Annotated in this window: 25 protein-coding genes; 10 read left to right on the top strand and 15 right to left on the bottom strand. The window is 65.3% G+C overall.

Annotation, left to right across the window (positions count from 1 at the left end; translation table 11 throughout):
• Positions 1–29: 29 nt before the first annotated feature.
• From NATOC_RS13595 to NATOC_RS13580, 4 genes are read right to left on the bottom strand one after another with little or no spacing between them, the layout of a single operon-like run.
• Positions 30–950, bottom strand: coding sequence for a hypothetical protein (locus NATOC_RS13595; RefSeq protein WP_015322027.1), 921 nt, complete (start codon positions 948–950; stop codon positions 30–32).
• Positions 947–1459 carry a gas vesicle protein GvpH gene (gvpH, locus tag NATOC_RS13590; RefSeq protein WP_015322026.1) on the bottom strand — a complete coding sequence of 171 codons (513 nt, stop codon included), beginning with the start codon at positions 1457–1459 and terminating at the stop codon, positions 947–949. Before gvpH ends, NATOC_RS13595 begins: the two co-directional genes overlap by 4 nt.
• A complete protein-coding gene (gene gvpF / locus NATOC_RS13585) occupies positions 1459–1713 on the bottom strand; it encodes a gas vesicle protein GvpF (RefSeq protein WP_015322025.1) in 255 nt (84 codons plus the stop codon). The genes gvpH and gvpF overlap by 1 nt, the downstream gene beginning before the upstream one ends.
• A gap of 2 nt (positions 1714–1715) precedes the next feature.
• A complete protein-coding gene (locus NATOC_RS13580; protein ID WP_049888772.1) occupies positions 1716–2342 on the bottom strand; it encodes a GvpL/GvpF family gas vesicle protein in 627 nt (208 codons plus the stop codon).
• A 233-nt stretch (positions 2343–2575) separates the two neighbouring features.
• Between NATOC_RS13580 and gvpA the strand changes: the two genes are divergently transcribed.
• From gvpA to mutS, 6 genes are all read left to right on the top strand, one after another.
• Positions 2576–2857 carry a gas vesicle protein GvpA gene (gvpA, locus tag NATOC_RS13575; protein WP_015322023.1) on the top strand — a complete coding sequence of 94 codons (282 nt, stop codon included), beginning with the start codon at positions 2576–2578 and terminating at the stop codon, positions 2855–2857.
• Positions 2858–2862: 5 nt separating this feature from the next.
• The gene (gvpN, locus tag NATOC_RS13570) at positions 2863–3897 is read left to right on the top strand and encodes a gas vesicle protein GvpN (protein ID WP_015322022.1); all 1035 of its coding nucleotides are present in this window, start codon (positions 2863–2865) and stop codon (positions 3895–3897) included.
• Between the two features lie 3 nt (positions 3898–3900).
• Complete coding sequence (gene gvpO, locus NATOC_RS22870; protein WP_015322021.1) at positions 3901–4452, top strand: gas vesicle protein GvpO, halophile-type; 552 nt, start codon at positions 3901–3903, stop codon at positions 4450–4452.
• A 378-nt stretch (positions 4453–4830) separates the two neighbouring features.
• On the top strand, positions 4831–6117 hold the full coding sequence (locus NATOC_RS13560; RefSeq protein ID WP_015322020.1) for an RNA-guided endonuclease InsQ/TnpB family protein: 1287 nt from the start codon (positions 4831–4833) through the stop codon (positions 6115–6117).
• A gap of 72 nt (positions 6118–6189) precedes the next feature.
• Positions 6190–6522, top strand: a complete 333-nt coding sequence (locus NATOC_RS13555) for a CHY zinc finger protein (protein ID WP_015322019.1) — start codon at positions 6190–6192, stop codon at positions 6520–6522.
• Between the two features lie 59 nt (positions 6523–6581).
• Positions 6582–9269: a DNA mismatch repair protein MutS gene (gene mutS, locus NATOC_RS13550; RefSeq protein ID WP_015322018.1), complete on the top strand. Its 2688-nt coding sequence runs from the start codon at positions 6582–6584 to the stop codon at positions 9267–9269.
• A gap of 29 nt (positions 9270–9298) precedes the next feature.
• Here mutS and NATOC_RS13545 read toward each other — a convergent pair whose 3' ends face one another.
• Complete coding sequence (locus NATOC_RS13545; protein WP_015322017.1) at positions 9299–9766, bottom strand: DoxX family membrane protein; 468 nt, start codon at positions 9764–9766, stop codon at positions 9299–9301.
• Positions 9767–9866: 100 nt separating this feature from the next.
• Here NATOC_RS13545 and NATOC_RS13540 point away from each other — a divergent pair, with 100 nt between their 5' ends.
• Entirely contained in the window at positions 9867–10322 is a 456-nt protein-coding gene (locus NATOC_RS13540) for a YbhB/YbcL family Raf kinase inhibitor-like protein (protein WP_049888932.1), read from the top strand.
• Between the two features lies 1 nt (position 10323).
• Here NATOC_RS13540 and nucS read toward each other — a convergent pair whose 3' ends face one another.
• A complete protein-coding gene (gene nucS, locus NATOC_RS13535; protein WP_015322015.1) occupies positions 10324–11064 on the bottom strand; it encodes an endonuclease NucS in 741 nt (246 codons plus the stop codon).
• Positions 11065–11176: 112 nt separating this feature from the next.
• Between nucS and NATOC_RS22865 the strand changes: the two genes are divergently transcribed.
• On the top strand, positions 11177–11875 hold the full coding sequence (locus NATOC_RS22865; protein WP_015322014.1) for a hypothetical protein: 699 nt from the start codon (positions 11177–11179) through the stop codon (positions 11873–11875).
• A gap of 14 nt (positions 11876–11889) precedes the next feature.
• Here NATOC_RS22865 and NATOC_RS13525 read toward each other — a convergent pair whose 3' ends face one another.
• Positions 11890–12372, bottom strand: coding sequence for a hypothetical protein (locus NATOC_RS13525; protein ID WP_015322013.1), 483 nt, complete (start codon positions 12370–12372; stop codon positions 11890–11892).
• Positions 12373–12714: 342 nt separating this feature from the next.
• On the opposite strand from NATOC_RS13525, the gene NATOC_RS13520 reads away from it, so the two are divergent.
• On the top strand, positions 12715–14649 hold the full coding sequence (locus NATOC_RS13520; RefSeq protein WP_015322012.1) for a beta-CASP ribonuclease aCPSF1: 1935 nt from the start codon (positions 12715–12717) through the stop codon (positions 14647–14649).
• Between the two features lie 81 nt (positions 14650–14730).
• Here the strand turns inward: NATOC_RS13520 and NATOC_RS13515 are convergent, their stop codons facing one another.
• Positions 14731–15726: a hypothetical protein gene (locus NATOC_RS13515; RefSeq protein ID WP_015322011.1), complete on the bottom strand. Its 996-nt coding sequence runs from the start codon at positions 15724–15726 to the stop codon at positions 14731–14733.
• Between the two features lie 342 nt (positions 15727–16068).
• On the opposite strand from NATOC_RS13515, the gene NATOC_RS13510 reads away from it, so the two are divergent.
• Complete coding sequence (locus NATOC_RS13510) at positions 16069–17046, top strand: EamA family transporter (RefSeq protein WP_015322010.1); 978 nt, start codon at positions 16069–16071, stop codon at positions 17044–17046.
• 13 nt (positions 17047–17059) lie between these two features.
• Here the strand turns inward: NATOC_RS13510 and NATOC_RS13505 are convergent, their stop codons facing one another.
• The 7 genes from NATOC_RS13505 to NATOC_RS13475 form a co-directional block, all read right to left on the bottom strand.
• Positions 17060–17866: an ABC transporter permease gene (locus NATOC_RS13505; RefSeq protein ID WP_049888771.1), complete on the bottom strand. Its 807-nt coding sequence runs from the start codon at positions 17864–17866 to the stop codon at positions 17060–17062.
• Positions 17859–18773 (bottom strand): ABC transporter permease, encoded by a 915-nt coding sequence (locus NATOC_RS13500; protein WP_015322008.1) that lies wholly within the window; start codon positions 18771–18773, stop codon positions 17859–17861. The genes NATOC_RS13505 and NATOC_RS13500 overlap by 8 nt, the downstream gene beginning before the upstream one ends.
• 6 nt (positions 18774–18779) lie before the next feature.
• Entirely contained in the window at positions 18780–19919 is a 1140-nt protein-coding gene (locus NATOC_RS13495; RefSeq protein WP_015322007.1) for an ABC transporter ATP-binding protein, read from the bottom strand.
• Positions 19920–19965: 46 nt separating this feature from the next.
• Positions 19966–21114: an ABC transporter substrate-binding protein gene (locus NATOC_RS13490; RefSeq protein WP_015322006.1), complete on the bottom strand. Its 1149-nt coding sequence runs from the start codon at positions 21112–21114 to the stop codon at positions 19966–19968.
• A gap of 371 nt (positions 21115–21485) precedes the next feature.
• Positions 21486–23162 carry a potassium channel family protein gene (locus NATOC_RS13485; protein ID WP_015322005.1) on the bottom strand — a complete coding sequence of 559 codons (1677 nt, stop codon included), beginning with the start codon at positions 23160–23162 and terminating at the stop codon, positions 21486–21488.
• A 125-nt stretch (positions 23163–23287) separates the two neighbouring features.
• A complete protein-coding gene (locus tag NATOC_RS13480; RefSeq protein ID WP_015322004.1) occupies positions 23288–24100 on the bottom strand; it encodes an endonuclease III domain-containing protein in 813 nt (270 codons plus the stop codon).
• 531 nt (positions 24101–24631) lie between these two features.
• Entirely contained in the window at positions 24632–25051 is a 420-nt protein-coding gene (locus NATOC_RS13475) for a DUF371 domain-containing protein (RefSeq protein WP_015322003.1), read from the bottom strand.
• Positions 25052–25124: the final 73 nt, after the last annotated feature.

Genomic DNA, 25124 nt, shown 5'->3' with positions numbered 1-25124 from the left:
CGGACGTCGTACGCTTCGTGTGTGGAGTGTCAGTCATTGTTCTGTTGGCGTCGTTTTCGCTCGAGTTCGAGTTCGAACCGGCGCCCGTAGATGCGTCGTCGGGTCGGCGCCGTCGAGAGCTTGACCTGTTTGGGCACCGTCGAGTGGCGCGTGTCGCTGGTGCCGATATCGCGCCGTTCGGTCGCGATCGTCGAGGCGGCCGTCGGATTCCGCGAGGACGTGCTCGTATCCTCCCGGCGCATCTTCTCCCGGTTGGTCTCGTAGAGCTCCTGGAACGTCTCGTGGGTCTCGAGCAGGGCGTCGCGGAAGGCGTCGATCCCGCGTATCGCCTGCTGCTGGATGAACACCTGATACGCCTCGGGATCCTCCTCGACGTCGGGTTTCTCGAGGGCTTCCATCGCCGCCTCCCGCGGCTCGACGTCGTCGAGGAGTCCGTCGTCGTCCTCGTCGCCGATCAGGTCGGTTCCCTCGTCGACGACCGTCTCGGCGGCGTCCTCGAGGGTGCCGTCGTCCTCGCCGTCGCCGAGCGCATCGGTCGCCTCGTCGAGCTCGCGCTTTTGCTCCCAGATCTCGGTCAGGTCCGACGCGTCCCACATGCGCAGGAGATCGAGCGCCGAGAACAGCTGCGTGAGGTCGACGACGTCGGTTACGCCGGTCTCGTCCTCGCCGACAGCGTCCGGGATTTCGCCGGTTTCGATCGCCTCGAGCAGCTCGTCGCCGTCGACAGCCTCCGGCAGCTCCGACAGATCAAGCGACTCGACCAGCTCGCCGGTTTCCTGGGCGACCCGGACGAGCGTGTCGACGTCGCCGAGCAGCTCCTCGAGCTCGCCGTCGCCGAGCTCCTCGGGCGTGTCGACGTCTTCCAGCGCCGTCTGGAGGTTCTCGAGGCTCGATTCGCCGGCCGAGAGCAGCTCCTCGAAGGACTCCTCGTCCGCGTCGTCCTCGCTCATTGTTCGTCCTCCGTCGGCTCGACGACGACCGTGAGGACGCCGTTTTTGAACGACGCCGTCGCGGTCCGTTCGGTCCACGGAACCTCGACCCGGTCGAGTTCGCTTCCCGAGACGCCGACGACGAGCTCGTCCCCGTCGAACCCGACCGTGATATCGTCCGCACCGGCGTCGTCGACGTCGGCTGTGACCAGCAGCTCCTCGCCGTGTCGCCGTGAGGCTACGTGGCCGTCCGGCGAGGACGATCGGCGCCGCCGACGGGGGCGGTCGCGGCTCCGGCTCCGGCTACCGCTGCGGTCGGTCCGAACCCTGTCGATCGCCCGGTCGAGCCCGGAGCCGATGGAGATGTCGTAGTTCAGGCGCATCGAGTTCCCGCGCCGGCGACCGGTCGCCGACGCGTCGCTACGCCCGCGCTCGAGGCGCTCGAGCGCCGACAGCAGGCTGGTCAGCCAGTGGCCGGAGCCGCTACGGTCGTCGTTCGGTTCGGTCGGATCGTTCGTGTGGTCGCTCATTATCGTTTCACCTCTACACGGCCGCTCGAGAATCGCTCGTGGACTTCGCGTGCGATCTCGATCTCCGCCTCCAGCTCTTCTTTGCGTTCGCGGTACTCCGACTCGGAGCGCTCGCCGAGTTCGTACAGCAGCTGGTTCTCCTTGAGCTGGTCCTCGAGCTCGTTCAGATCGTACAGCTCGTCGAGCGCGATCGAATGCAACGCGTCGACGATGCCGATGAACGGTCGGAACAGGAGGTCGTCGAGCACGAACATGGTTACTGGGCGCCGATCTTGACGTCGACGAAGCTGTATGGTGCGAACGGTCCGGTGTACCGGACCATGAGTCGATCCTCGTACTTTTCCTCCAGGTCGGCGACCGCGTCGTCGAACGCCTCCCGGTCGTCCTTCTCGACCAGGTACGACCGGTTGAACACCAGTCGATCGCTGAACAGGTCGTTGGGCACCGACTGGTCGGCGATCGGCTCGAGGACGTCTGCGACTTCCTCCTCGATCGTCTCCCGGTCGACGTCGGCGTCTTCCTCCTCGACGAGCTTGAGTCCGAGTTCGATCTTGCCGTCGATGTCACGCAGCGCGCGACGGAACGCCGGCTGGGCGTTTCGCAGGACGTTTTTCAGTTCGCGGTCGCCCTCGAAGGCCATCCCGAACCGCATCGGGACGATCGTTTGCCCGCCCTCGTAAGCCATGATCTCCCGGAGCACGTCGTCGTGGCGCTGGGCGTCCTCGTCGGTCTCTTCGGGTTCGGTCGTATCGATGTCCGAGACGACCGCGGCGTAGCGGCGGTGCGAGACGGTGTAGACCCGATCGGCGTCGCCGACCGCGTCGGTCTCGAACTCGACGTCGTCGCTCGCTTCGACGACGCCGTAGACGTACTTGTGGCTCACGACCGCATCACCGTCCGTCGGTGCGCCCGTTTCGATACTCCGAACGAGGTGTGTGTCCGTACCATAAGATAAGACTCCGCTGAATCGACAGCTCGTAACGAGCGATAGAAGCCCTGCGCGCGTTATGGTGCTGCTTGCAGACGCAGTGTCGGCGAGTACCCCTACCCGCTTCCCGATAGCTTGCATGCGCAGCGACAGTACTGTTACCGGTCGGGTGTGAACGGCGGGATACAATGGCATCCCAACGAAGACCCGACGCTTCGAGTCTCGCGGAAGTACTGGACCGCGTTCTCGACAAGGGCGTCGTCATCGACGTCTGGGCACGCGTTTCGGTCGTCGGGATCGAGCTCCTGACGATCGAGGCCCGCGTCGTCGTCGCCTCCGTCGACACCTTCCTCCATTACGCGGAGGAGATCTCAAAAATTGAGCAAGCCACCGCAGAGGGCGATCTCGAGGAGCTCGAAGAGCTCGAGATCGAAGAGCGACCCGAGTCCTCGCCCCAGTCCGCCGAGTAATCCACATGGGGGATTCGTCTTCGCGGGACCGAAAGGTTCGTGGCCGGAAGATCAGGGCGGATCGCAGCAAGAAGAAACGCCGGAAGGCCAAGAAGCAAGCCAAAAAGCAGCGTGCGTCGAACGGCACCGACGGCGAAAGCGCGAACGGTACCGACCCGTCCACGCTGACGAGTCCCGAGGAGATCGCCCCCGATCCGTTCGTCGAAACCGACGCCGTCACCGAGGTCCGGGACAAAATCACCGGCTGGCTCGAGGCCGACCAGCCGGTCCATCTGATCGGGCCGACGGGCTGTGGGAAGACGGCGCTTGCGCTGTCGGCAGCCGCCGAGCGAGGACGGCCCGTCGTCTGGCTCAACGGTGACGAGGCCGTCGGCACCGCCGAACTCGTCGGTACCCACTCCGGCGGCGAGCGCTACGAGGAGCGCGATCAGTTCGTCAGCGGCGTCAGCAAGACGACCGAAGTCGTCCGCGAGCGGTGGGTCGACAACCCGCTGTCGGTCGCCGTTCGGGAGGGTGCGACGCTCGTGTACAACGAGTTCTCCCGGAGCGATCCCGCGGCCCACAACGTCTTGCTGTCGGTCCTCGAGGAGGGCGTCCTCGAGCGACCCGGCAAACACGGCGAGGATCGGACGATCGACGTCCACCCAGAGTTCCGGCTGCTCGTGACCTCGAACGACGTCGAGTACGCGGGCGTTCACGAACAGCAGGACGCCCTCCTCGACCGGTTCGTCGGCGTCCACGTCGGCTACTACGACGCCGAAACCGAACGCGAGATCGTCGCCGCTCACACCGACGTCCCCGAGGAGACGATCGAACGGGTCGTCGACGCGATCCGAACCCTCCGGGACGAACTCGACGTCGTCGTGGGCACTCGCGCGGCGATCACCGCCGCGGAAGGACTGTCCGTCTTCGCTGAGGACGCCGACGAGTTCGACGACGAGCTGCTGGCGGACGTGTTTACCGACGTGCTGGCGCCGAAACTCGCCGGCGAGGACGACGAGATCGACGAGCTTCGAGAGACGATCGAAGACGCGCTGTAAGCTATGTCCGACGCCGAGACGACCGACCAGGAGCAATGCCGGGCACGCACCGGGGACGACGAGCGGTGCTCCCGTCCGGCCCAGGAGGACGGGTTCTGTTATCAACACGACGAGAGTGATCCGACCGTGAGCGAAACACAATCAGCCGACGAGCAGGAACAGGAGCAGGACGAACAACAGGCCGAGGACGCCGACCAGGACCAGGATCAGGACGTCCAGTCGGCGGAGATGGCCGACGAGGAGGCAACCGACCCCGAGGACGTCGATGCCGACGACGTCGACGCCGACGACCAGATCGCCGGCGTCCTCGCGATCCGGAAGCGGGTCCGGGAGACCGCCGGCAAACTCATCGGCCACGAGTTCGACGGCGTCAGCGAGATCTCGCCGATGGACGAGGGCTGGCGCGCGGTCGTCGAGGTCGTCGAGCGCTCGGCGGTGCCCGACACCCAGGACATCATCGGCCGCTACGAGATCGAACTCGACGAGGACGGCGTCGTCCAGGGGTACCGACGGCTCGGACGGTACCGCCGCGGCGACACGAAAGCCTTCGAGTAACGCGGCCGTCACCGTCGGTTCGCTCCGTCGATCACTCTCTAGTTTATCTGAATTTAGGCGCTAAGACCCCTTCCTCAGCGAGAGTCGAAGGCTCGAGCAGGGAGGGGATACAGCGTTCACAAGAGCGAAGCTCTTGTGCGCGAACGAGACGCGAAGCGTCTCGTCAACGCCACTTGTCTTTCATACACTATTCTACAGCAGGCCCACAGGCCCACGCCCGAGGCACTTAATTACACAAAGTGTGTAGCTTGTGTTGTGGCAACGCGAAAGAACATATCGATCCGAGATGACCAAGAGGAGTGGATTCAGGAGAACCATCTGAATCTCTCCTCGTTCGTCCAAGAGAAACTGGACGAGCTCATCGAAGAACGTTCGTAGATGAACTACAACTACCGGTACAGACTCGAGCCGTCTGATGGTCTCCGAGAGACGTTGGACCGACACCGAGATCTGTACCGGCAAGTGTACAACCACTTCCTCCACCGCCTCAACCACAACGACGGGACGACGAAGTACGACGAGATCAACCAACTTCCGTCGGTCAAGAAGTGGTGGACCGACCTCACCGACTTGTATTCCCGAACGCTTCAGAACGTCGTCGAGCGATTGTACAACAATCTCTCACGCCTCAAAGACGCGAAAGATAATGGTCGTGTGGTTGGCCAGCTCAAGTGGAAAGCACCGAACGAGTACCGATCATTCACGTACCGACAGTCTGGCTTCGAACTCAAGAACACGGGTGGTCAGACCGTCCTACGGCTTTCAAAGATCGGAGAAATACCTGTTCGGCTCCACCGGGAGCTACCCGACGACGCTACGATCAAACAGGCCACGGTGAAAAAGGAACCAACGGGCGAGTGGTTCGCTGTTCTCGGTGTCGAAACGCCCGACGACCCGCCAGAGAAACCAGAGAATCCGAAGGACATCGTTGGTATCGACGTGGGGATTCTCAAGTATGCACACGACACTGACGGCCACGCGATCGAATCGGTCGACCTCTCGGACGAACGCGACCGACTCGAACGTGAGCAACGAAAACTCTCGGACAAAGAACACGGCTCAAACAACTACGAGAAACAACGCCGTCGTGTGGCCGAGTGTCACGCCGACCTGAAGCGCAAGCGCAGAGACTTCTTGCACAAGCTCTCGAACTACTACGCTCGAGAGTACGATCTCGTCGCGGTCGAAGACCTTGACGCAAAAGGTCTGGTCGAACTTGACGGCAACTCTCGGAACCGTGCCGGTGCAGCATGGGGTACGTTCCTCCGAATGCTCGAGTACAAGTGCGAACGTGAAGGCACACACTTCGTCGCCGTCAATCCGTCCGGGACGACCAAAGAGTGTGCAGCCTGCGGTATGTCGACCGACAAACCGCTCTGGGTCCGCGAACACTCCTGTCCATCGTGCGGATTCACCGCTGACAGGGACTGGAACGCAGCCTGGAACATTCTTTCTCGCGGTATCAAGCAGTTAGGAGCGGGACGCTCCGAATCAACGTCCTCAGAATCGCAAGGCGATTCTGATGTGCGGACGAGAGCTCCGCTCTCGTCAACGCCTGTGGAGACTGCGCTCCCTAGGGGAACCCATTCGGTTCCTGCAAAGCGCGTCATCGAAGCAGGAAGCCCCACCCTCAAGGAACGAACGGCGTCAGCCGTGAGTGAGTAGGGTGGGGTAGTTCACCGTGTTCCGCGACGCTCCGTCGAAACCGCCAAGCCGCTGGCCGTCTTCGAGCCGATCGTGCAACTCGTCGGCGAGATACCCGTGTACGGCCTCGAGGTCGGCCCGGAAACCCGCTGTGAGCACTACCGCGGCGAGCGCGACGTCGTCGCGTTCCGGTTCGCCTGCTGCGAGCGGTACTACCCCTGTTTTCGCTGTCACGCGGCCGTCGCCGACCACGAGGCGGGCGGCTGGCCCGAAACGCGGTTCGACGAGCCGTCGGTACTGTGTGGCGCCTGCGGGACGACGCTGACGGCGCCGACGTATCTCGACTCGGACTCGCGGTGTCCGGCCTGTGAAGCGCCGTTCAACCCGGGCTGCAAGGACCACCTCGAGTACTACCTCGAACGGTAATCCGGAAGTCGAGCGCCGATCCAGCAAGTTATTTCCCCGCCGAGCGGCCGAGTGCGGGTATGGATCCGGCGCTTGGCCCGCCAGACGCGATGGCCGAGAAACGCGACGAGCTGACGCCGATGATGCGTCAGTACCACGATCTCTGTGCGCGCTACGACGACGCGCTCGTGCTCTTTCAGGTGGGGGACTTCTACGAGACGTTCTGCGGTGCGGCCGAACGCACCGCCCGCTTGCTCGAGGTGACCCTGACCAGCCGCGAGGACTCGACCGGCGAGTATCCGATGACCGGGATCCCGGTCGACAACGCCGAGTCGTACATCGAGGAGCTGCTCGAGGCCGGCTACCGGGTCGCCGTCGCCGACCAGATCGAGGAGCCCGGCGAGTCACCGGGGGTCGTCGAGCGAGCAGTCACCCGCGTCATCACACCCGGAACGCTCACTGAGGACGAGCTGCTGGCCAGCGACGACAACAACTTCGTCGCCGCGCTGGCACGGGGGGACGGCGACGGCCGAAGCACTGACGAGCTTGCCGTCGCCTTACTTGACGTTTCGACGGGCGACTTCCTCGCGACGAGTTCGACCTCGACCGAAGCGATCGCCGACGAGGTGAGCCGGTTCGCACCCTCGGAGGCCGTCGTCGGCCCCGACGCGAGCGCCGACCCCCTCCCGGAGGACTGCATGGTGACGCCGTTCGATCCCGACGCGTTCGTCCTCGAGCGCGCGACCGACACCGTCTCGGGGTACTTCGGCGAACCCGACGCCTTGCTGGCCGCGGACGCCGAGATTCGGGCCTGTGGCGCCCTGCTGGAGTACGCCGAGTACGCCCGCGGCGGTGCCGAGAGCGACGCGGACGAGAACGCCGACGGAACCGAACGGAGCCGCCTCGAGTATCTCACCCACCTCACCCGGTACGACCCCCGCGAGTACCTGCTGCTCGACGCTGTTGCCCTGCGGAGCCTCGAGCTGTTCGAACCCCGCGCGGTCCGCGCTCACGAGGACGCAACGCTGGTCGGTGTCCTCGACGAGACGGCCAGCGCGCTGGGCGGACGGGCGCTCCGGGACTGGCTCCGCCGACCGCTGCTCGAACCGGACCGGATCGAGGCCCGTCTCGACGCCGTCGAGGAGCTGACGGGCGCGGTCCGGCGCCGCGAGCAACTGTACGAGCTGCTGCGAGACGTCTACGACCTCGAGCGACTGATCGGACGGATCTCCCGCGAGCGGGCCAACGCCCGGGACCTGCGCTCGCTGCGGGACACGTTAGCGGTGGTCCCCGAGATCCGTGAGGTGCTCGCCGACGCCGACTGCGATCGCCTCCAGCGGCTCCACGAGGAGCTCGACCCCCTCGCGGACGTCCGCGAGCTGATCGACGACGCCGTCGTCTCGGACCCGCCCATCGAGATCACCGAAGGCGGGATCATCGCCGAGGAGTACGACGCGGATCTGGACGAGCTCCGGGGCACCGCGCGGGACGGAAAGCAGTGGATCGACGACCTCGAGGCCCGCGAGCGCGAGCGAACCGGGATCGACTCGCTGAAGGTCGGCTACAACTCCGTCCACGGCTACTACATTGAGGTGACGAACCCGAACCTCGATTCGGTACCCGAGAACTACCAGCGCCGCCAGACCCTAAAGAACTCCGAGCGGTTCGTCACGCCCGAGCTCAAGGAACGCGAGGACGAGATCGTTGGCGCCGAGGAGCGAGCCGACGAGCTCGAGTACGAGCTGTTCTGCGAGGTGCGAAGCGCGGTCGCCGACGAGGTCGAGCGCGTCCAGGCGCTGGCCGACGCCCTGGCGACGGTCGACGCCCTGGTCTCGCTGTCGACGGTCGCGGCCCAGTACGACTACTGTCGACCCGAGATCCGCGAGCGCGACGCCGACCTCGAGATCGACATCGAGGGCGGGCGCCACCCCGTCGTCGAGCGCACCCAAGAGTCGTTCGTCCCCAACGGCGCCGACCTTTCGCCCGATCGGCGACTGGCGGTGATCACGGGACCGAACATGTCCGGGAAGTCGACGTACATGCGCCAGGTAGCCCAGATCGTCCTGCTGGCCCAGGTCGGCAGCTTCGTTCCCGCCAAATCGGCCCGGATCTCGCCTGTCGACCGGATCTTCACCCGGGTCGGCGCCAGCGATGACATCGCGGGCGGGCGCTCGACCTTTATGGTCGAGATGGACGAGCTCGCGACCATTCTGCGGGAGGCCGACGAACGCTCGCTGGTCCTGTTAGACGAGGTCGGCCGCGGGACCTCGACGGCCGACGGGCTGGCGATCGCACAGGCGATCACCGAACACCTCCACGACGAGGTCGGCGCGACGACGCTGTTCGCGACCCACCACCACCCGCTGACCGAGCTGGCCGAGGAGCTCCCGGCTGCGTTCACGCTGCACTTCGAGGTCGAGCAACGCGAGGGTGAGGTCGTCTTCCACCACGAGATCGCCCCCGGTTCGGCGACGGGCTCCTACGGCGTCGAGGTCGCGACCGCCGCGGGGGTCCCCGAGGACGTCGTCGAGCGCTCCCGGGAGCTCGTCGCGGAAAACGCCGACGAGCCGGCGATCGACGGTCCCGACTCCCAGTCCGACCCGCAGGGCCGAGCGGCCGAGCCCCACGTTCCGGCGTCGACCGACGGCGGGAGTCAGGCGCTTCCCGACGACGTCGCAAGCGAGCTCCGGGAGCTCGAACTGGCCCACCTCACGCCCGTCGAGGCGCTGACGGAGCTCGATCGGTTACAGCGGCTGCTCGAGGAGTAGTCGAAACGGCAACGAAGCGATCGTCGGCGTTACTTCGAGCGACGGGCGACCCGCACGAACGCGAGCGCGGCGCCGAACAGTGCCGTGTTTTTCAGGAACTGGATCTGCTCTTGCTGTTTCTCCTCGGGATCGTCCTGGTTCCAGAAGTCGTGCATCACCGGGGTCGTACCGGCCAGGAAGCCAGCGATTCCCAGCGCGGCCGCGGCCGGGAGCTTCCAGAGGACGACGCCGAGTCCGCCAAGCAGCAGGCCGACGCTCGCTGCCGGGACGGTGCGGTCGGGTTCGGGTGCGCCCTTGAACTCGGCGTAGCCGATGCGCTCCTCGAGGTTCCGCAGGTTGTCGATCGCGTTGAACGCGAGGACGCCCCCGAAGAGGACGCGCCCGAGACGGAAGAGCGCGCTGTCGGTGACCGACCCGTCGTCATCGGTCGGCTCGGTGCGGTCGGGGGAACCCTCGTCGCTGTCGCTGCGGTTCGTGAGTCGAGAGGCGAATGCCATCACCGGGGCTAGGAAACCGAGAGGGATAAGTTCGCGCTGACACCGATGTCACTGTGTTCCGGTGTAACTTACTTCGTAGATGAAGTGGGAGAGCCGAGTGATGGCGACGCTTACCCTCACGAGTCCCGCGTTCGATTCGGGCGCACGCATCCCCGATCGGTACGGTTACGACGAGGATAACGTCAACCCGCCCCTCGAGATCGACGGGGTTCCCGAGGACGCCGAGACACTCGCGCTGATCGTGGACGATCCCGACGCGGTCGAGCCCGCGGGGACGATCTGGGACCACTGGGTCGTCTGGAACGTTCCCGCGGAGACCGGAACGATCCCCGAGGACTGGTCGGACGACGACGCGACGGAGGGCACCAACGACTTCGGCGAGGTCGGCTACGGCGGCCCGAGTCCCCCAGATCGGGAGCACACCTACCGGTTTGCGGTTTTCGCGCTCGAGACGAGTTTCGACCTCGGTTCCGGGACCGACGCCGACGGCCTCCGAGAGGCGATGGAGGGCTACGTTCTCGCGGACGCGACGCTCGAGGGGACCTACGCGCCGTAGCTCACTCCGTCGGCTCGAGCGCGACGAACTCGAGGCCGTGGCGGGCCAGCAGCCGATCGGCCCGGTCGGTTACGGAGGGTGCGACGAGGACGCCCCGGACCGAGGCGTCAGCGTGGAGATCCCGCTCCAGGGCGTCGACGTAGCGCCGGAGCTGGCTCACCGCGTCGGGACCGACCCGTCGGCGCTTGAGCTCGACGACGACCGATCGGCCCGTCGCGTCCTCGCCGTAGATGTCGACCGCTCCCGCGGGCGTGTCCCGCTCGGTCGCCAGCGGGGTGAACCCCTCCTCGAGCAGCCTGGGCTCCTCGAGGATCCGCTGGCGGAGGTCCTCCTCGGTGCCGACGACCGCGAGTTCGGTCGGATCCGACCCCGCGAACGTCGAGACCTGCAACACCAGCTCGAAGCTGACGGCCAGCCGTTCCTCCGGCGAGGACCGCACGCTCTCGATCACGAGCGCGCCGTCCTCGCAGCGAACCGAGTGCTCACAGCCCGGAGGCTGCCAGTTGACGGGCTGTTGGCCCTCGTCGGTGTGGACGAGCGCCGCGCCGTCGGGTTTGAGCATGAGGTGGCGGTCGCCGGCCTCGAGCTGGCTCGAGGCCCGCCCGTCGTAGTCGACGGTGCAACGCCCGAAGACGGTCATCATCGCCTCGCGTTCGATGCCGTCGACGATCGCGTCGCGCGCGTCCTCGAGGGCGGGTCGCTCGAGCGTCGTCGCCTGCGGGGATCGCGTACCGGAGGTCACGGATCGGCGTAGCCGGCTGAGAGAGATAAGAGGCCCGGACCGACGCGCGATCGACGACGTCCTGTCCGATCGAAAACCCTTATTTTCGTCGGGGGATGGGTTCAAACCACCAATGACAAGCGAACACGACCGCCGCCGATTCCTTCAGCTCACCGGAACGAGCGCCGCGGCGGCGCTGGCTGGCTGTGCCGACCTCAACCCGCTGAGCGACGACGGCGGCGAGTACGACGACGTCCTGACGGCCGTCGTCGGCCCGAGCACCGCCGAGATCGAGGAGCTCCAGGAGCAGGTCGCCGAGGAGGAACTCGACATGGCCGAGGCCCAGCAGCGCCAGCAGGAACTCGTCGAGAACGCGATCGACGACTTCGAGGCGCGAGCCGAGGACGACGACGGGCTCGAGATCGAGGACGCAAGCGCCGAGTACGGGCTCTACCGGATCGACGGCGACGCAGAGACGATCGTCGACGAGCTCAAGGGGGGATCGATCGCCTCGCTCTCGGAGGGGGCGGCCTACGATCGGATCCTCGAGGAGCAGGAACAGCAGCCGGCGCCGGAGGAGATCGATCCGGAGGAAGAGGAGATCGAACCGGACGAGGAGGACGCCGACGACGAAAACGGTGCCGACGAGGAAGACGCCGACGACGAAAACGGTGCCGACGAGGAAGACGCCGACGACCAAAACGGCGCCGACGGGGAGGATGACGGAAACGGCGACGTTGACGAGGACGGTGACGACGACGCGACCGACGGCGAAAACGGCGGAGATGCCGACGACGAGCCGGAGCTCGACGCAGACGACGCCGACGCGTAATCCGACGCTAACTGCTACTGGACGCTAAAGGGGCTTTCCCGCTCGGTCCAGTTCCAGCCCGGTAGCCGTTCCTGAAAGCCCGCGGCCAGCGCGGCCTCGCAGTCGTCGACGCCGGCATTCTCGGTCTCATCGCCGTGGACCTGCAGGTCGGCGTAGTGAAACGTCGCCTCGCCCAGCGTCCGCAGGGGCTGGCTGCCGGCGATCGTCGCCGCCAGCTCGCGGCCGACGATCTCGTCGACAATGAAGCCGGGGTAGTCCCCGTCGACGTCGAGGTTCCGCAAGATCGCGACCATCGCGGCGACATTGACCGCGAGGTCGCCGTCGGCGAAGACGATCTCGACCTCCTCGCGGTAGGCGTCCTCGGTGACGGGATCGACGTCGGTTTCGAAGATCGAGCCGAGGTCGTCGCGCACGTCGTTGATGATCGGGACGACGGTGTCAGCGCGTTCGAGAACCCACTCATACTCGGCGGCGACGCGGTCCGGTGTGAGGTGCATACCGCCGTTTCGAGCCGAACCACCCTGGGTTTTGCGAAGGCTTTTATACCACGCAAAGAATAGCCTCGGGTAAGCGGGTTCTCCCTGGAATTGTCCCGCACGAACCAGGATAACCGACCTGGGAGCGTCTTCGTCGGACGAATCACCACAGATGACTCGAGACACCGGACGGAACGGCTCCTCCGTTGTCCGACGGTGCCGTCGATCGCAGTCCGTGGCAGTACTGCAGCGGTTGCGGATCGGCGACCGACGAGCCACCGACGGTCCCCGCGGTGGTGCGTTCGCTCCGACGGTTTCGGCGTTCCCTCGTCGGCGAGTTCACGCAATCGACAACTGGCGATTATGAGCACTGTAGAGCAGCAACTCGACGATTTGAAAGCAGAGATCACGAGCGAGTTACCGAACGATATCTCGGTTTCCTCGGTGAAGTACGAAGGTCCGGAACTGGTCGTCTACACGCGCGACCCCAAGGAGTTCGCCCAGCAGGGTGATCTCATCCGGCAGCTCGCGAGCAAGCTCCGCAAGCGGATTACCGTCCGCCCGGATCCGAGCGTCCTTTCGCGACCCAACGAGGCCCGCGAGCAGATCATGAACGTCATCCCGGAGGAGGCCGGCGTCACCGATCTGGACTTCCACGCCGACACCGGCGAGGTCGTCATCGAGGCCGAGAAACCCGGGATGGTCATCGGCCGTCACGGCTCGACGCTCCGGGATATCACGAAAAGCGTCGGCTGGACCCCCGAGGTCGTCCGCACGCCGCCGATCGAGTCCTCGACGGTCTCGAACGTTCGGAGCTTCCTCAAACAGGAACGCGACGACCGACGTGACATCCTCGAGCGAGTGGGCCGACAGATCCACCGCGAGGAGATGTCCGACGACGAGTACGTCCGGATCACGACGCTGGGTTGCTGCCGGGAGGTCGGTCGGGCCTCCTTTATCCTCTCGACGCCTGAGACCCGCGTCCTCATCGACTGTGGCGACAAACCGGGCGCCGAGGGTGAGGTGCCGTACCTCCACGCCCCCGAGGCGCTCGGGGCGGGCGCCCAGACGATCGACGCGGTCGTGCTCACTCACGCCCACCTCGACCACTCCGCGCTCATTCCGCTGCTGTTCAAGTACGGCTACGACGGTCCGATCTACTGTACGGAGCCGACGCGGGATCTGATGGGGCTGCTCACCCTCGACTACCTCGACGTTGCGTCCAAGGAGGGTCGGTCGCCGCCCTACGAGTCCGAGATGGTCCGCGAGGCGATCAAACACACCATCCCGCTGGAGTACGGCGACGTCACCGACATCGCGCCCGACGTCAAACTCACGCTACACAACGCCGGCCACATCCTTGGCTCGGCCGTCTCGCACTTCCACATCGGCGACGGGCTCTACAACGTCGCGTTCTCGGGCGACATCCACTACGACGACACGCGCCTGTTCAACGGCGCCGTCAACGACTTCCCGCGCGTCGAAACGCTCGTGCTGGAGTCGACCTACGGCGGTCGCAACGACTACCAGACCGACCAGGAGGACTCCGAGCGCAAGCTCAAGAAGGTCATCAACGAGGCCTACGACCGCGACGGAAAGGTCCTCATTCCGGCGTTCGCGGTCGGGCGCTCCCAGGAGATCATGCTCGTCTTAGAGGAGGCGATGCGTAAGGGCGACATTCCGGAGATGCCGGTCCACCTCGACGGGATGATCTGGGAGGCGACCGCGATCCACACGACCTACCCCGAGTACCTCCGTGACGATCTGCGGGATCGGATCTTCCACGAGGACGAGAACCCCTTCCTCGCCGAGCAGTTCAACCACATCGACGGCGGCGAGGAGGAACGACAGGACGTCGCCGACGGCGGCCCCTGTATCATCCTCTCGACGTCCGGGATGGTCACCGGCGGCCCGATCATGTCCTGGCTGAGCCACCTCGGCCCCGATCCGGACTCTTCGCTGGTCTTCGTCGGCTACCAGGCCCAGGGAACCCTCGGCCGACGCATCCAGAACGGCTGGGACGAGATTCCGACAAGCGAGGTCGGCGCGATGGGCAACGGCGGCGGCCGCGGCACGCTCTCGCTGAACATGAACGTCGAGACCGTCGACGGCTTCTCCGGCCACGCCGACCGCGCGGGCCTCGAGAACTTCGTCAAGACGATGAACCCCCGCCCCGAGAAGGTCCTCTGTGTCCACGGCGACGAACGCTCCACGCAGGACCTCTCCTCGGCGCTGTACCACGATTACAACATGCGAACGTTCGCGCCGAAGAACCTGGAGACGTTCCGTTTCCTGTAGGGAACGTCGGAGCGCGGATCGGCGACACGAGAGGCGTATCGCTCGCCCGAGCGCCACCCCGGTTCGAGGACGTCCCACCCGTCACTCGTCGGTCGAGAACAGGGTGTAATCCTTCTCGGAGGCTGCGAAAGGCATCACGGTCGCGTTTCGCTGTGCGACCCACGACAGCCGAAGAACGAACGACGCCAGGACCGCAAGCGGCGCGAAGCAGGCGACCATGGCGACGAGCGTCGCAGCGACGATTCCTGCCGCCGGAAGTGCCTCGATCGCCGCGAGATCGTACACCGCGAGCGTCGCGGCGAGAAACAGCTGCGCCGGGAGGCCGATGATCAGCAGTACCCGCGAGAGAAACGAGAGCTCCTTCGTGATGTACACTGTCCGGAAGTACTTCCGGGCGACGTCGATGTGCAACAGGTGCTCGCGGATCGACGTGAACAGCTCGCGCTGTTCGTCGGTCAGTTGCGCGTCGTACTCCGTCTCGATCCGGGCGAGATCGTACAGCTGCTCGGCCTGTGTCGTTCCCAGCGTCGCCGCGATCGCGCCGAAAATCTGTTCGTCCGCGCCGGGCGTGTCGACCGCTCTCGTGACGGTTCTGACGTCGCCTCGAAGCGCGCCCACGAGTTCGTCGATCTCCGCCGAGAGATCACCGTCGAGAGAATCCGTCACCGTCTCGCGCAGCGCCTGGGCTCGCTTGCCGAGGTTCTCGTGGAGGACGAGCAGGAACGACCCCGGCATCACCGGGCTCACCGCCCGGTCCATCACGTCCTGGACCTGATCACGGTACTCGACGGCGTTGCGGGTTCGTTGCTCCAGATCACCCGGCGAGCCGAGCTCTCGCGAGAACACGAGCTGGTTGATCGCGATGACGACCGAGATGAGGGTAAGGTTTCCGCCGAGAAACGAGCTGAACAGGAGATAGAGCGGTTCGCCGGGCGCCCGCGGAAACAGGTTCACGACGAGCAAGGCGAGCAACAGCAGTGTGATTCCGCCGAGGAGCACGCCGGCGACGGTTAGCCGGTTGCCCTCGATGACTGTCCACCGAAACACCGAGTGACGCCAGCTGGTGTCGTCGGTCATAGCCCGCGTACAGGAAACGCCCACCTGAAGCTTCGCCCCGCGTTCGAACACTGTCTCGATCGCTATCGGGTGCGGGCGATCGGCGCGGCGGACGGCCTATCCAGTGTCTCTGCCGCGCTCTTTTCCGTCTGCCCCTGCGATTCGAGCGATCGAGTACCACCCAGGAGCGGCGACGAACCTTGCGTGTGAGTGCGTGACGCCCTCCACTCCCTTGCAGGGAACTCTTAGGACTCGAGTCATTCGGTCGAAACTGATGGAAACCGACGAGTGCGGTCGCCGCTGCCGGGACCGCGACACCGATCAGCTCCGGCCGAACGGCTCCCGTCGAGGGGTGAGCCGTCCGTGATATCGACCTGGTTCCTTTATGCCCTCCTGACCGCGGGGATCTACTCCGTGATCGCGTTGCTCTCGAAGGTCGTCAGCGGCGTCGAGATCGACGACCCACTGACGCTGGCGATCTACAACTGCATCCCCTTCTACGCCGTCTACGTTCTCGTCGGGCTCGTCCTCGAGTGGCCCGCAATCCGCAACAGTCTCGGCGGCGTCGGCGGCGAGGGAGTCCCGGGCGCCGAACCCGTTCCGATCGCAGTCGCGCTCGGGTTCGGCGTCGTCTCGACGATCGCCTACGGCATCTACTACTGGGGGCTCGTCAACGGCGACGTCTCCCGGTTCGTTCCGGCGCTGTCGATCGAGACCGTCTTCGTGCTCGTACTGGGCTTTCTGGTGCTCGACGAGGCGTTCCCGTCCGGCGTCTACGCCGGCGTTGGACTGGTCGTCTTCGGCGCACTCTTCATCTCCTACGACCGGGAGGCCGGCTCGATCCGCGAGAGTCTCACCTTCTCGACGGTCGGCGTCGCGATCCTGGCCGCGATCGCCTTCGCGGTCTTTAACACCGGCATGAAGGTGTTGACCGACGGCTTCGGCACCGTCGAGATCCTCTTCTGGATCAGCCTCGGCGGCCTGGCCTCGATCGCCGCGGTCGTTCCGTTCCGGGCCGACGGCGGGGTCGAACCGAATCCCGCCGACCTGCTCGCTGGTCGCGTTCGGCTCACGAAGGGGACGAAGCTGTTGCTGGTCGGGGGGCTACTCAACGCCGTCGGTCTCTTTACGTTCATCCGGGCCCTCGAGAACGGCCCCGTCTCGCTGGCGACCGCGATCACCAAGCTCGACGTCATGATGGTGTTCGTCGGCGCGCTCACGCTCTCGAAGCTCGCACCGGCCATACTCGAAGAGCAGTTCGACCCGTTTACACTCGCCCAGAAGGCCTCGGCGTCGATGATCGTCCTCGTCGGCTCGGCGCTGATTCAGTTCAGCTACTGAACGGGAGCGGCCGTCAGGAGAGCTGTTTCGACAGCCACTCGAGGTTCGTCGCGACCACCGCGAGGACGATGCCGACGATCGAGATGACGACCAGAATCGTCGAGACGACGCTCACGACCGGATCCAGCGCCTGTCGGATCTCGGTCCAGGCGATCACCGGGATCGTCTGGGTCTCGGGCGTCGAGAGGAACAGCGCCATCACGAACTCCTGGAGGCTGATGATAAAGGCGAGCAGCCCGCCGACGAAGATCCCGTGTTGCACGTTGGGGAACACGACGTGGACGAACGACTGGACCGGGCCGGCACCGAGGTCCTGGGCAGCGTCGAGTTGCTGCCAGTCGAACCGGCTGAACACCGACCGCATCACGAAGTAGACCAGCGGCGTCGCCCACAGCGTGTGTGCGAGGATAATGCTCGCGTAAGAGCCACGCAGACCGATCTCGTTGAAATACATCAACAGCGTGATTCCGAGGATAACCGGCGGAATCAACAGCGGGACGAGGACGAGCGGTGCGAGCAGCCGCCCCATCGAGCTGTCGTCGTCGAGCTCCTGCCCGAACGCACCGGTCACGCCGAGTACCGTCGCGACGAGCGCCGTTCCGACACCGACGACGATGCTGTTCGTGAACGCGTCGAGCCAGCGGACGCTGTCGAGGAACTCGCCGTACCAGGCGAGCGAGTAGCTCTCGGGCGGGAACGCGAGCCGTCCCGTGCCGGAGAACGACGTCGCGACGACGACGAGCAACGGGAGCAACATGAACACGAGCAACGACAGATAGCCCGCGCGGAAGGCGGCGGTCTCGAGGGTTTCTCTATGCAAGGTCGAACTCACCTCCGAACCGGTTGAGGACGGTAAAGATGACGGCGATACAGGCGAGCATCAACAGGAGCATGAGCACCGAGAACGCGCCCGCTTCGGGGTAGCGCATTCCGTACATCATGTCCTCGACCTGGATCGCGAACGTGAGATTGTTCGACAGCACTCCCGGTGCCGCGTAGGAGCCGACGCTCCAGGCAAAGGAGATCACGGTCGCGACGATAATCCCCGGCATCGCCTGGGGGACGACGACTTCGAGTATCGATCGGGGTCGGCTCGCGCCGAGGTCGCGTGCGGCCTCGACGACGTGCCAGTCCATCGTCGCCAGCACGCTGTAGATCGCCAACACGGCGTAGGGCAGCACGATATAGAGCTGTCCGATGACGACGGCGACCGTGCCGGGGTAGAACGCGATCGGCTCCGAGAGCAGTCCAAGCGAGAGCAGCAGTTCGTTGATCGTTCCCGTCGGCGACAGCAACGGCTGGAACGCGTACGTTCTGATGACAAGCGTCGTGAGCAGCGGCAACACGACCGAAAACAGCAAGAGCGATTTGATCAGTCCTGTCGATCGCCAGATCGCGTACGCGTAGAACAGCCCGATGAAGACCGATAGCACGGTGACGATGACTCCGATGAGGAACGAGTAGCCGACGATGCTCCAGACGAGGTCGCTGGTAAGGACGCTTGCGTACGCCTCAAGCGAGACGGTTCCCTCGGCGTAGACGAAGTCCGGTGACGACTCCGCGACGCTGATCCGCAGCAGGATGAAAAACGGGATCACGAACACCAGGAGTTCGAACGCGAGCAGCGGGGCCATCAACAACAGGGCCCGGTTCGAACTGGACTGGCCGGCGATCCGCTCTCGAACCGCCGCGAGCGACGTCGGGATACGTGTGGCTGTCTCCGTCATCGGTTTTCAGAGCGTGACCCGCGATCCGTCGGGCCGGAACGCGAGGACGTCGGTTCCTTCCCACTCGATGCGAATCTCGTCGCCGGCGGTCAAGGCGCCGGTGTTCGTCCCCGTTCGCTCGGCGAACATCGACGTTCCGTTGACAGAGACGGAGTACCGCACCGTCGACCCTCGGTAGAGGACGTTCTCGACGGTGCCGACGACGGCGTTGACCGTGCTGCCGTCGGCAAGCACCGGCTGTTCGTGTCCCTCGACGGCGTCGGCAGCCGCGTCCTGCTCGATCGAGAGCACTTCGGGGCGCAACGACAGCGTCAGTTCGGTCCCCTCGGCAACGTCGGGGGCTCCGTCCGACGGAAGGACGAGTTCGTAGCCCAGTTCAGTCTCGACGTAGGCGGCGTCGTCAGTGACGCGAACGACCTCGCTCTCGACGAAGTTCGTATCGCCGAGAAAGCCCTCGATGAAGCGGTTTGCCGGGTTCTCGTAGACCTCGGTGGGTTCGCCGACCTGGATCAGTTTCCCCTCGTTCATGATTCCGATACGGTCGGCCAGCGTGAACGCCTCGTCCTGGTCGTGGGTGACGTGGACGAACGTCTCCTCGACGTCCTCGTGGATCTCCCGAAGTTCGATCTGCATGTCCTCGCGGAGCCGCTTGTCGAGGTTCGACAACGGTTCGTCGAGCAACAGCACGTCCGGGTTGACCGCGAGTGATCGGGCGAGCGCGACGCGTTGCTTCTGGCCGCCGCTGAGGTTCGTCGGGTCCTCGTCACCGTAGCCGCCCATCTGGACCCGCTCGAGCATCGATTCGGCGCGTTCGCGGCGCTGTTCTTTCGGGACGTCGCGCATCTTCAGCCCGAAGGCGACGTTTTCCAACACCGTCTTGTGGGGAAACAGCGCCCAGTCCTGGAACACCGTCGACGTGTTCCGTTCGTAGGCCGACTGTGCGGTCACGTCGATCCCGTCGATCGTGATCTGGCCGCTGGTCGGTTCCTCGAGGCCGGCGATCATCCGCAGCGTCGTGGACTTGCCGCTGCCACTCGGGCCGAGCAGACACAACAGTTCGCCGTCGCGGATGTCGACGGAGACGTCCTCGACGGCGGTCGTGTCGCCGTACTGTTTTTCGAGTTCGGACAGCGTGATTTCTGACATTGGTCTCGGTAAGTTCGATTAAGGCGGGTAGTAGTCGTCTCGGCGCTCAGGAGCTCTGCTGGATGCTCGTGAACGCGTCGTCGAGGTCGGCTTCGTGTTCCGCGAGGTACTCCCAGTCGGGGAAGGCGATGTTCTCGGCTTCCTCCGTCGTGGTCGGCAGGTCGTCGGCGTACTCGTCGGGGTACTCGATGTTCTCGTTGCTAAAGACCATGGGGTGGGTCTGGGCCCACTCCGTCTGGACGTCGCCGTCCAGCAGGAAGTTGATGAACTCCTCGGCCTCGTCTTGCATATCGGTGCCACTGACCACACACCAGTTGTTGAACCAGCCGGTGGTCTGTTCGGGCATCGTGTGGGTCAGACCATCGTAGTCGTCGATGTCGGCGGCCGTCTGGTCGTAGTACCACTGGGCGACGTCGATGACGTCGTTCTCGAAGTCCTGCCAGATGTCCTCGCCGGATTCGGCCCAGGTCTGGATGTTCCAGCTTTCGACCGTCTCGAGGACGTCGTCGTGGAGCTCCTCGTCGTGCATCTCTTCGGCACCCTCCGCGTCGTCCATGGCGATCGCGGCGGCGTAAAGCGGGTACCACCAGAAGCCGGTGTCGACGCCGATCCCCTGGCTCTCCTCGACGGCCTCCGAGGAGAGATCGCCCCAGGTTTCGGGGTCGACGTCGGCGTCCTCGCGGTGGATGATCGTACAGGGAGCGCCGTCGACCGGGAGTCCGTACTCCGTGTCGCGCATCTCGGCGTAGAAATCGATGATCTCGTCGCTGTTGGGGACGTTGTCCTCGTCGATCGGCTCGAAGAGATCGTCCTGCCGACCGTAGTAGTAGAAGTTCCCCTCGGCGACCGTGACGTCGTACGGTGGGTCGTCGTCCGGCGCCTGCCGGATCTCGTCGAGGATCTCGTTCCACCCGCGCTGGACGTCGATCTCGATGTCGTGTTCGTCCTCGTACTGGGTGACGAGCCCCTCCTCGAAGCGGTCGGCGTAGTTTCCACTCCAGACACAGACGCTTAGCATCTCGTCGGTGTCGCTGCCGGCGAGCTCGGCACAGCCCGCGAGTGCGGTCGCCGAGCCGACCGCCGCGGCGGAGAGGAACCGCCGTCTGGACGGTGATACCGCTCGGGAGGTAGTTGCTGCTCCAGTGTCCGATTCGTCGTCGTTGGTATCTGCAACCCGGTTCGGGTCTGCAGCCATCAGTACCCGGTAAACCTGGGTTGGGACATAAAGACGTTATGATGTAGCGATAATAGCCGACACAAATCGCGCACAACAGTCATCATATCCGCGCTCTGTGGCCGAGTTCGGTAACCGACCCGTCAGGAGGAGAGCCGTTCCGAACGAAACGGGCGCAGCCGAGCACCGATCGTGAGTACGCGTCGGGTTCGGATCTGACGCTGGAGACGGTGTCGAAACCGTCACGAGCGATCCCGTCGTCGACGTCTCGGGAACGCGATCTTGCCGCTGGAGAAGCGGGGTTTCGACCCCACGCTCGTCGAACCGTCTCGTGACCGGGAACTGCACTCGAGCCACGGAGTCGGGAAAAACAGTGGTACCGTCGCGGACGATCACTCCTCGCGTTCGCCAAACTCCGTCTTGAAGTTGGAGACGCCACGGTCGGTTCCCGCGACGAGGACTTCGTCGCCGGTCTCAAGCTCCAGATCCTCATCGAACTCCGTGCGGAGCGCATCGTCCCGTTTGACCCCGACGATCACGGAGTCGGTTCGTTCCCGGATCCGTTCGTCGTTCGGGTGGGTCCCCTCGAGCTCCGGCGCGTGTGTTCGGGTGAGCTGGATCTGCTCGCGAAGCGTCATCACGTCCTCGTCGAAGAGATCGAGCGTCGTCATCCGCCCGGCGACCTTCGGGAGGGCGAGCACGTAGTCCGCGCCCGCCCGGTAGAGCTCGCTCGCGCTGTCGGCGTCGTTTGCCGCCACGACGATCTCGACGTCGTCGTCGGCCTGGCGGGCGACGAGTGTCGCGAGGATCGCGTCGTCGTCGTCAGGCAAGGCGAGAATGACGGTCTCGGCGTCGCCGATACCGGCCTCGTCGAAGGTCGGAATGCGTGTGGCGTCGCCGACGACGTCGATCCCGTCTCCCGGCTCCGTATCGATCACCGTCGTCTCCTGGTCGGCCTTTCGCAGGATCCCCTCGGCAGTCGTGCCGACGACCCCGTGGCCCGCGATGATCACCGGGCCGGCCGTCGAGGATCGTCCCCCCGACTCCGCGATCGACTCGATCCGCTCGAGCTGGGACTCGGTGCCCGCGACGACGAGGACGGTGTTCTCGTCGGCGACGGCCTCGCTCGAGGGGTCGGTAACGAACTCGCCGCGCAGCCAGACGCCGACGAGGGTCGCGCCCGTCCGTTCGAGGGGGGCGAGGGAGTCGAGGCGCTGGCCGTAAAGCGGACTGTCGTCGGTCACCGGGAACTCGGCGATCTCGAGGTCGGCGTCGAAGTCCTCGACGTTCTCGAGGTCGGTGCTGACGACGTTCTGGGCCTTGTCCGCGAGGCTCTTTCCGAGCCGGTGTTTCGGCGAGAGCACCGTCGTCGCACCGGCGAACCGGAGGTATCGTGACTGTTCGGGATCGTCGATCAGGCAGATGATCTCGAGATCCGGGTTCGACTCGGACAGCGAGAGGATGGTGCCGATCACGTTCTCCTGGCGCCGCGTGCCGACGACGACAGCGAGCGCGTCCTCGACGTGGACGTTTCGCAGGGTTTCGTCGTCGTTGATGTCGCCGTGGACGACGTTTCGTCCCTCTTCGAACAGTTGCTCGGCCTGCTCCTCGTCGTCCTCGACGATGACGTACTGCTCGCCCCGGGCCTCGAGGTCGTCGACGAGGTTCGCACACAGCGAGGTGTACCCCCAGATGACGACGTGGTCCTCGGCGTCCTCGAGCGCGTCGGGGACCCGGGTCTCGGTGAGCTCAGCCCTGGCCCAGGGGACGACGAACTGCGGGATCGCGACGGCGATGAACGCGATCCCGGTGAACTGTGCGACGATCATCAGCGCCTGCATTCCGGTCGACGTCCACGGCGCGTCCTGGCCGTACCCGGTCGAGGTCAGCGACTGGACGATGATGTTGAGCGACTCCTGCAGCGACCGGGGACGTCCCTCCAGTTCGGCCATCCCCCACCAGTACAGCATCGTCTGGACGAACACGACGACGACAAACGAGAAGAGATAGCCGACGAGACGTCTGTTTCGAACGACCCACTGAACCGGTGACCGCTTCCGAAACTCCATACGAACCCGGATAGACGGCTCGGTCGTGTAGGCGTTATAGTTGCATATGCGCCCTCGGCGGAGGTTCGAAATCGCGAGCCGTTGGACGCGACCACCACGGGCAGCGATCGTCGACGCTTGCCTCCTCAATCGGCGGCCACCGACGGATCGACGACCTCGTCGGTCTCGGGGTAGACGCCGACCTGATCGCAGACGTCACCCATCGGACAGGCGTCCGGGTCCTCGAGACAGGCCGGCTTCCGGGCCGTACAGTACTCGCGGCCGAACTGGATCGACGCCGTGTGGCCGAACCCACACTTCGCCGCGGGCACCTCCCGCTCGAGGACGGCCCGGACGTCCTCGTGGTCGGCGTCGGGCGGAGCGACGCCGAGCCGGCGGTAGATCCGATGGACGTGGGTGTCGACGGGGAAGACGCCGCCGCGTCCGCCCGCGAACAGCAACACGCAGTCGGCGGTCTTGGGGCCGACGCCGTGGATCTCGAGCAGCCGTTCGCGAACCCCCTCCGGCGCTGCTTCCCTGACGAAGTCGTCGAACCCTGCGGCCGACTCGAACTCCGCGAGGATTTCCTCGGCGGCGCCGATGATCATCTCAGATTTCTGGTTGTACAGCCCCGCGGAGCTGATCGTCTCGGCCAGCTCGGACTGTTCGGCGTCGGCCAGCGCTGCGGCGAGATCCCGATCGGGGTCGTCGTACCGGTCGATCAGCGCGTCGTGGGCCGGCTGGCTCGCCTTGTCGCTGGTGTTCTGGCTCAGGATCGTTCGGATCAGACAGGTGAAGGCGTCCTGTCCGCCGTAGGTCTTCTGCCAGTACAGCTCGCCGAGCCGATCGACGACGCGCTCGGCGCGGGTGTCGGCGGTCGCCGGGTCGAACTCGGCTGCGGTTCCGCCACCTGTGTCGCCACCGCTGATGTTCACGGCAGGCTCGCGATCGTCGGTCATAGCTGCGTGTTCGGGATCGAAGGGCAAAATCGCCCCGGAAGCGGCGCGACTCGAGCCGATCGTCTGCGTCCGAGGACGCACCGTGCGCTCGAACAGTCGCCTCGATATCGATCGTGAGCGCGTCGTCTACTCCCCCGACGTGTACGACACCGACACCGTTACCGAGAGCCCCGTCGTTCCGCCGGCGACGCTGAGCTGGTAGCCCTCCGCGCCCTCCTCGGCGGCTAGCGTCTCGAGTTTTCTCGGATCCCCGCGAGCAGCCGCTCGAGACCGCCGATCACTCGCTCCTCTCGCTGGGTGTCGATCGGTTCGGTCGACGGCGCCTCCAACACGCGTGACGCCGTGGCAACGAACGCCTGCAGTTCGTCACGAGATTCGACTCAGCTCAGTCGCTGTTCGAGGTGAGCCGTGGTTTGCGTATCGAGCAGTACGACTCTTGTCACCGATTGCCACGCTATCAGAAAAACGATCCGGTGTCCAGAACGATCGCTCTCGACGACGACGATGCCGTCGATCGACGACGGAATCCTCCTACTCGACGGTAAGCGTCACCGTCGCCTCGGCGCCCTCGGCGAGCGCGTCGACCAGCTCGCGATCGAACCCGTCGGCGGCGAACTCGGCGCCGACGACGATCGTTCGGTCGTCGACGTAGTCGCTGGTTCGCCCGACCGCGCTGCGCTCGTTCGTGAACTCGAGGGCGGGATCGCCGCGTCCCTCGACGGATTCGCGGTGGCCGTCGGCCTCGATCTCGACGGTGATCGTCGCCGCTTCGTCCCGGCAGGCCTCGACGAACTCGGGGTCGAACTCCGCGGGCGCCCGGTCGGCCTCGATCGCGAGGATGCAGTCCCCGGCCGGCGTGAGATAGTCGTCGGTCGTCACCTCGAACGTGCTCGCGTGCTCGGCGCTGACGTGCTCGTGGCCCCGAGCGCGAATGACTTCTTCGAGCGGCACGCTCTGGAAACGGGGCCTCGCGTGGAAAACGGAATCGACTCGTCCCGGCGTGACGTCCTCCCACGACTGAAGT

Source organism: Natronococcus occultus SP4, assembly GCF_000328685.1.
Lineage (GTDB): Archaea > Halobacteriota > Halobacteria > Halobacteriales > Natrialbaceae > Natronococcus > Natronococcus occultus.
The sequence above is the reverse complement of the archived record's forward strand: the minus strand, read 5'-3'. Positions and strand labels throughout refer to the sequence as shown.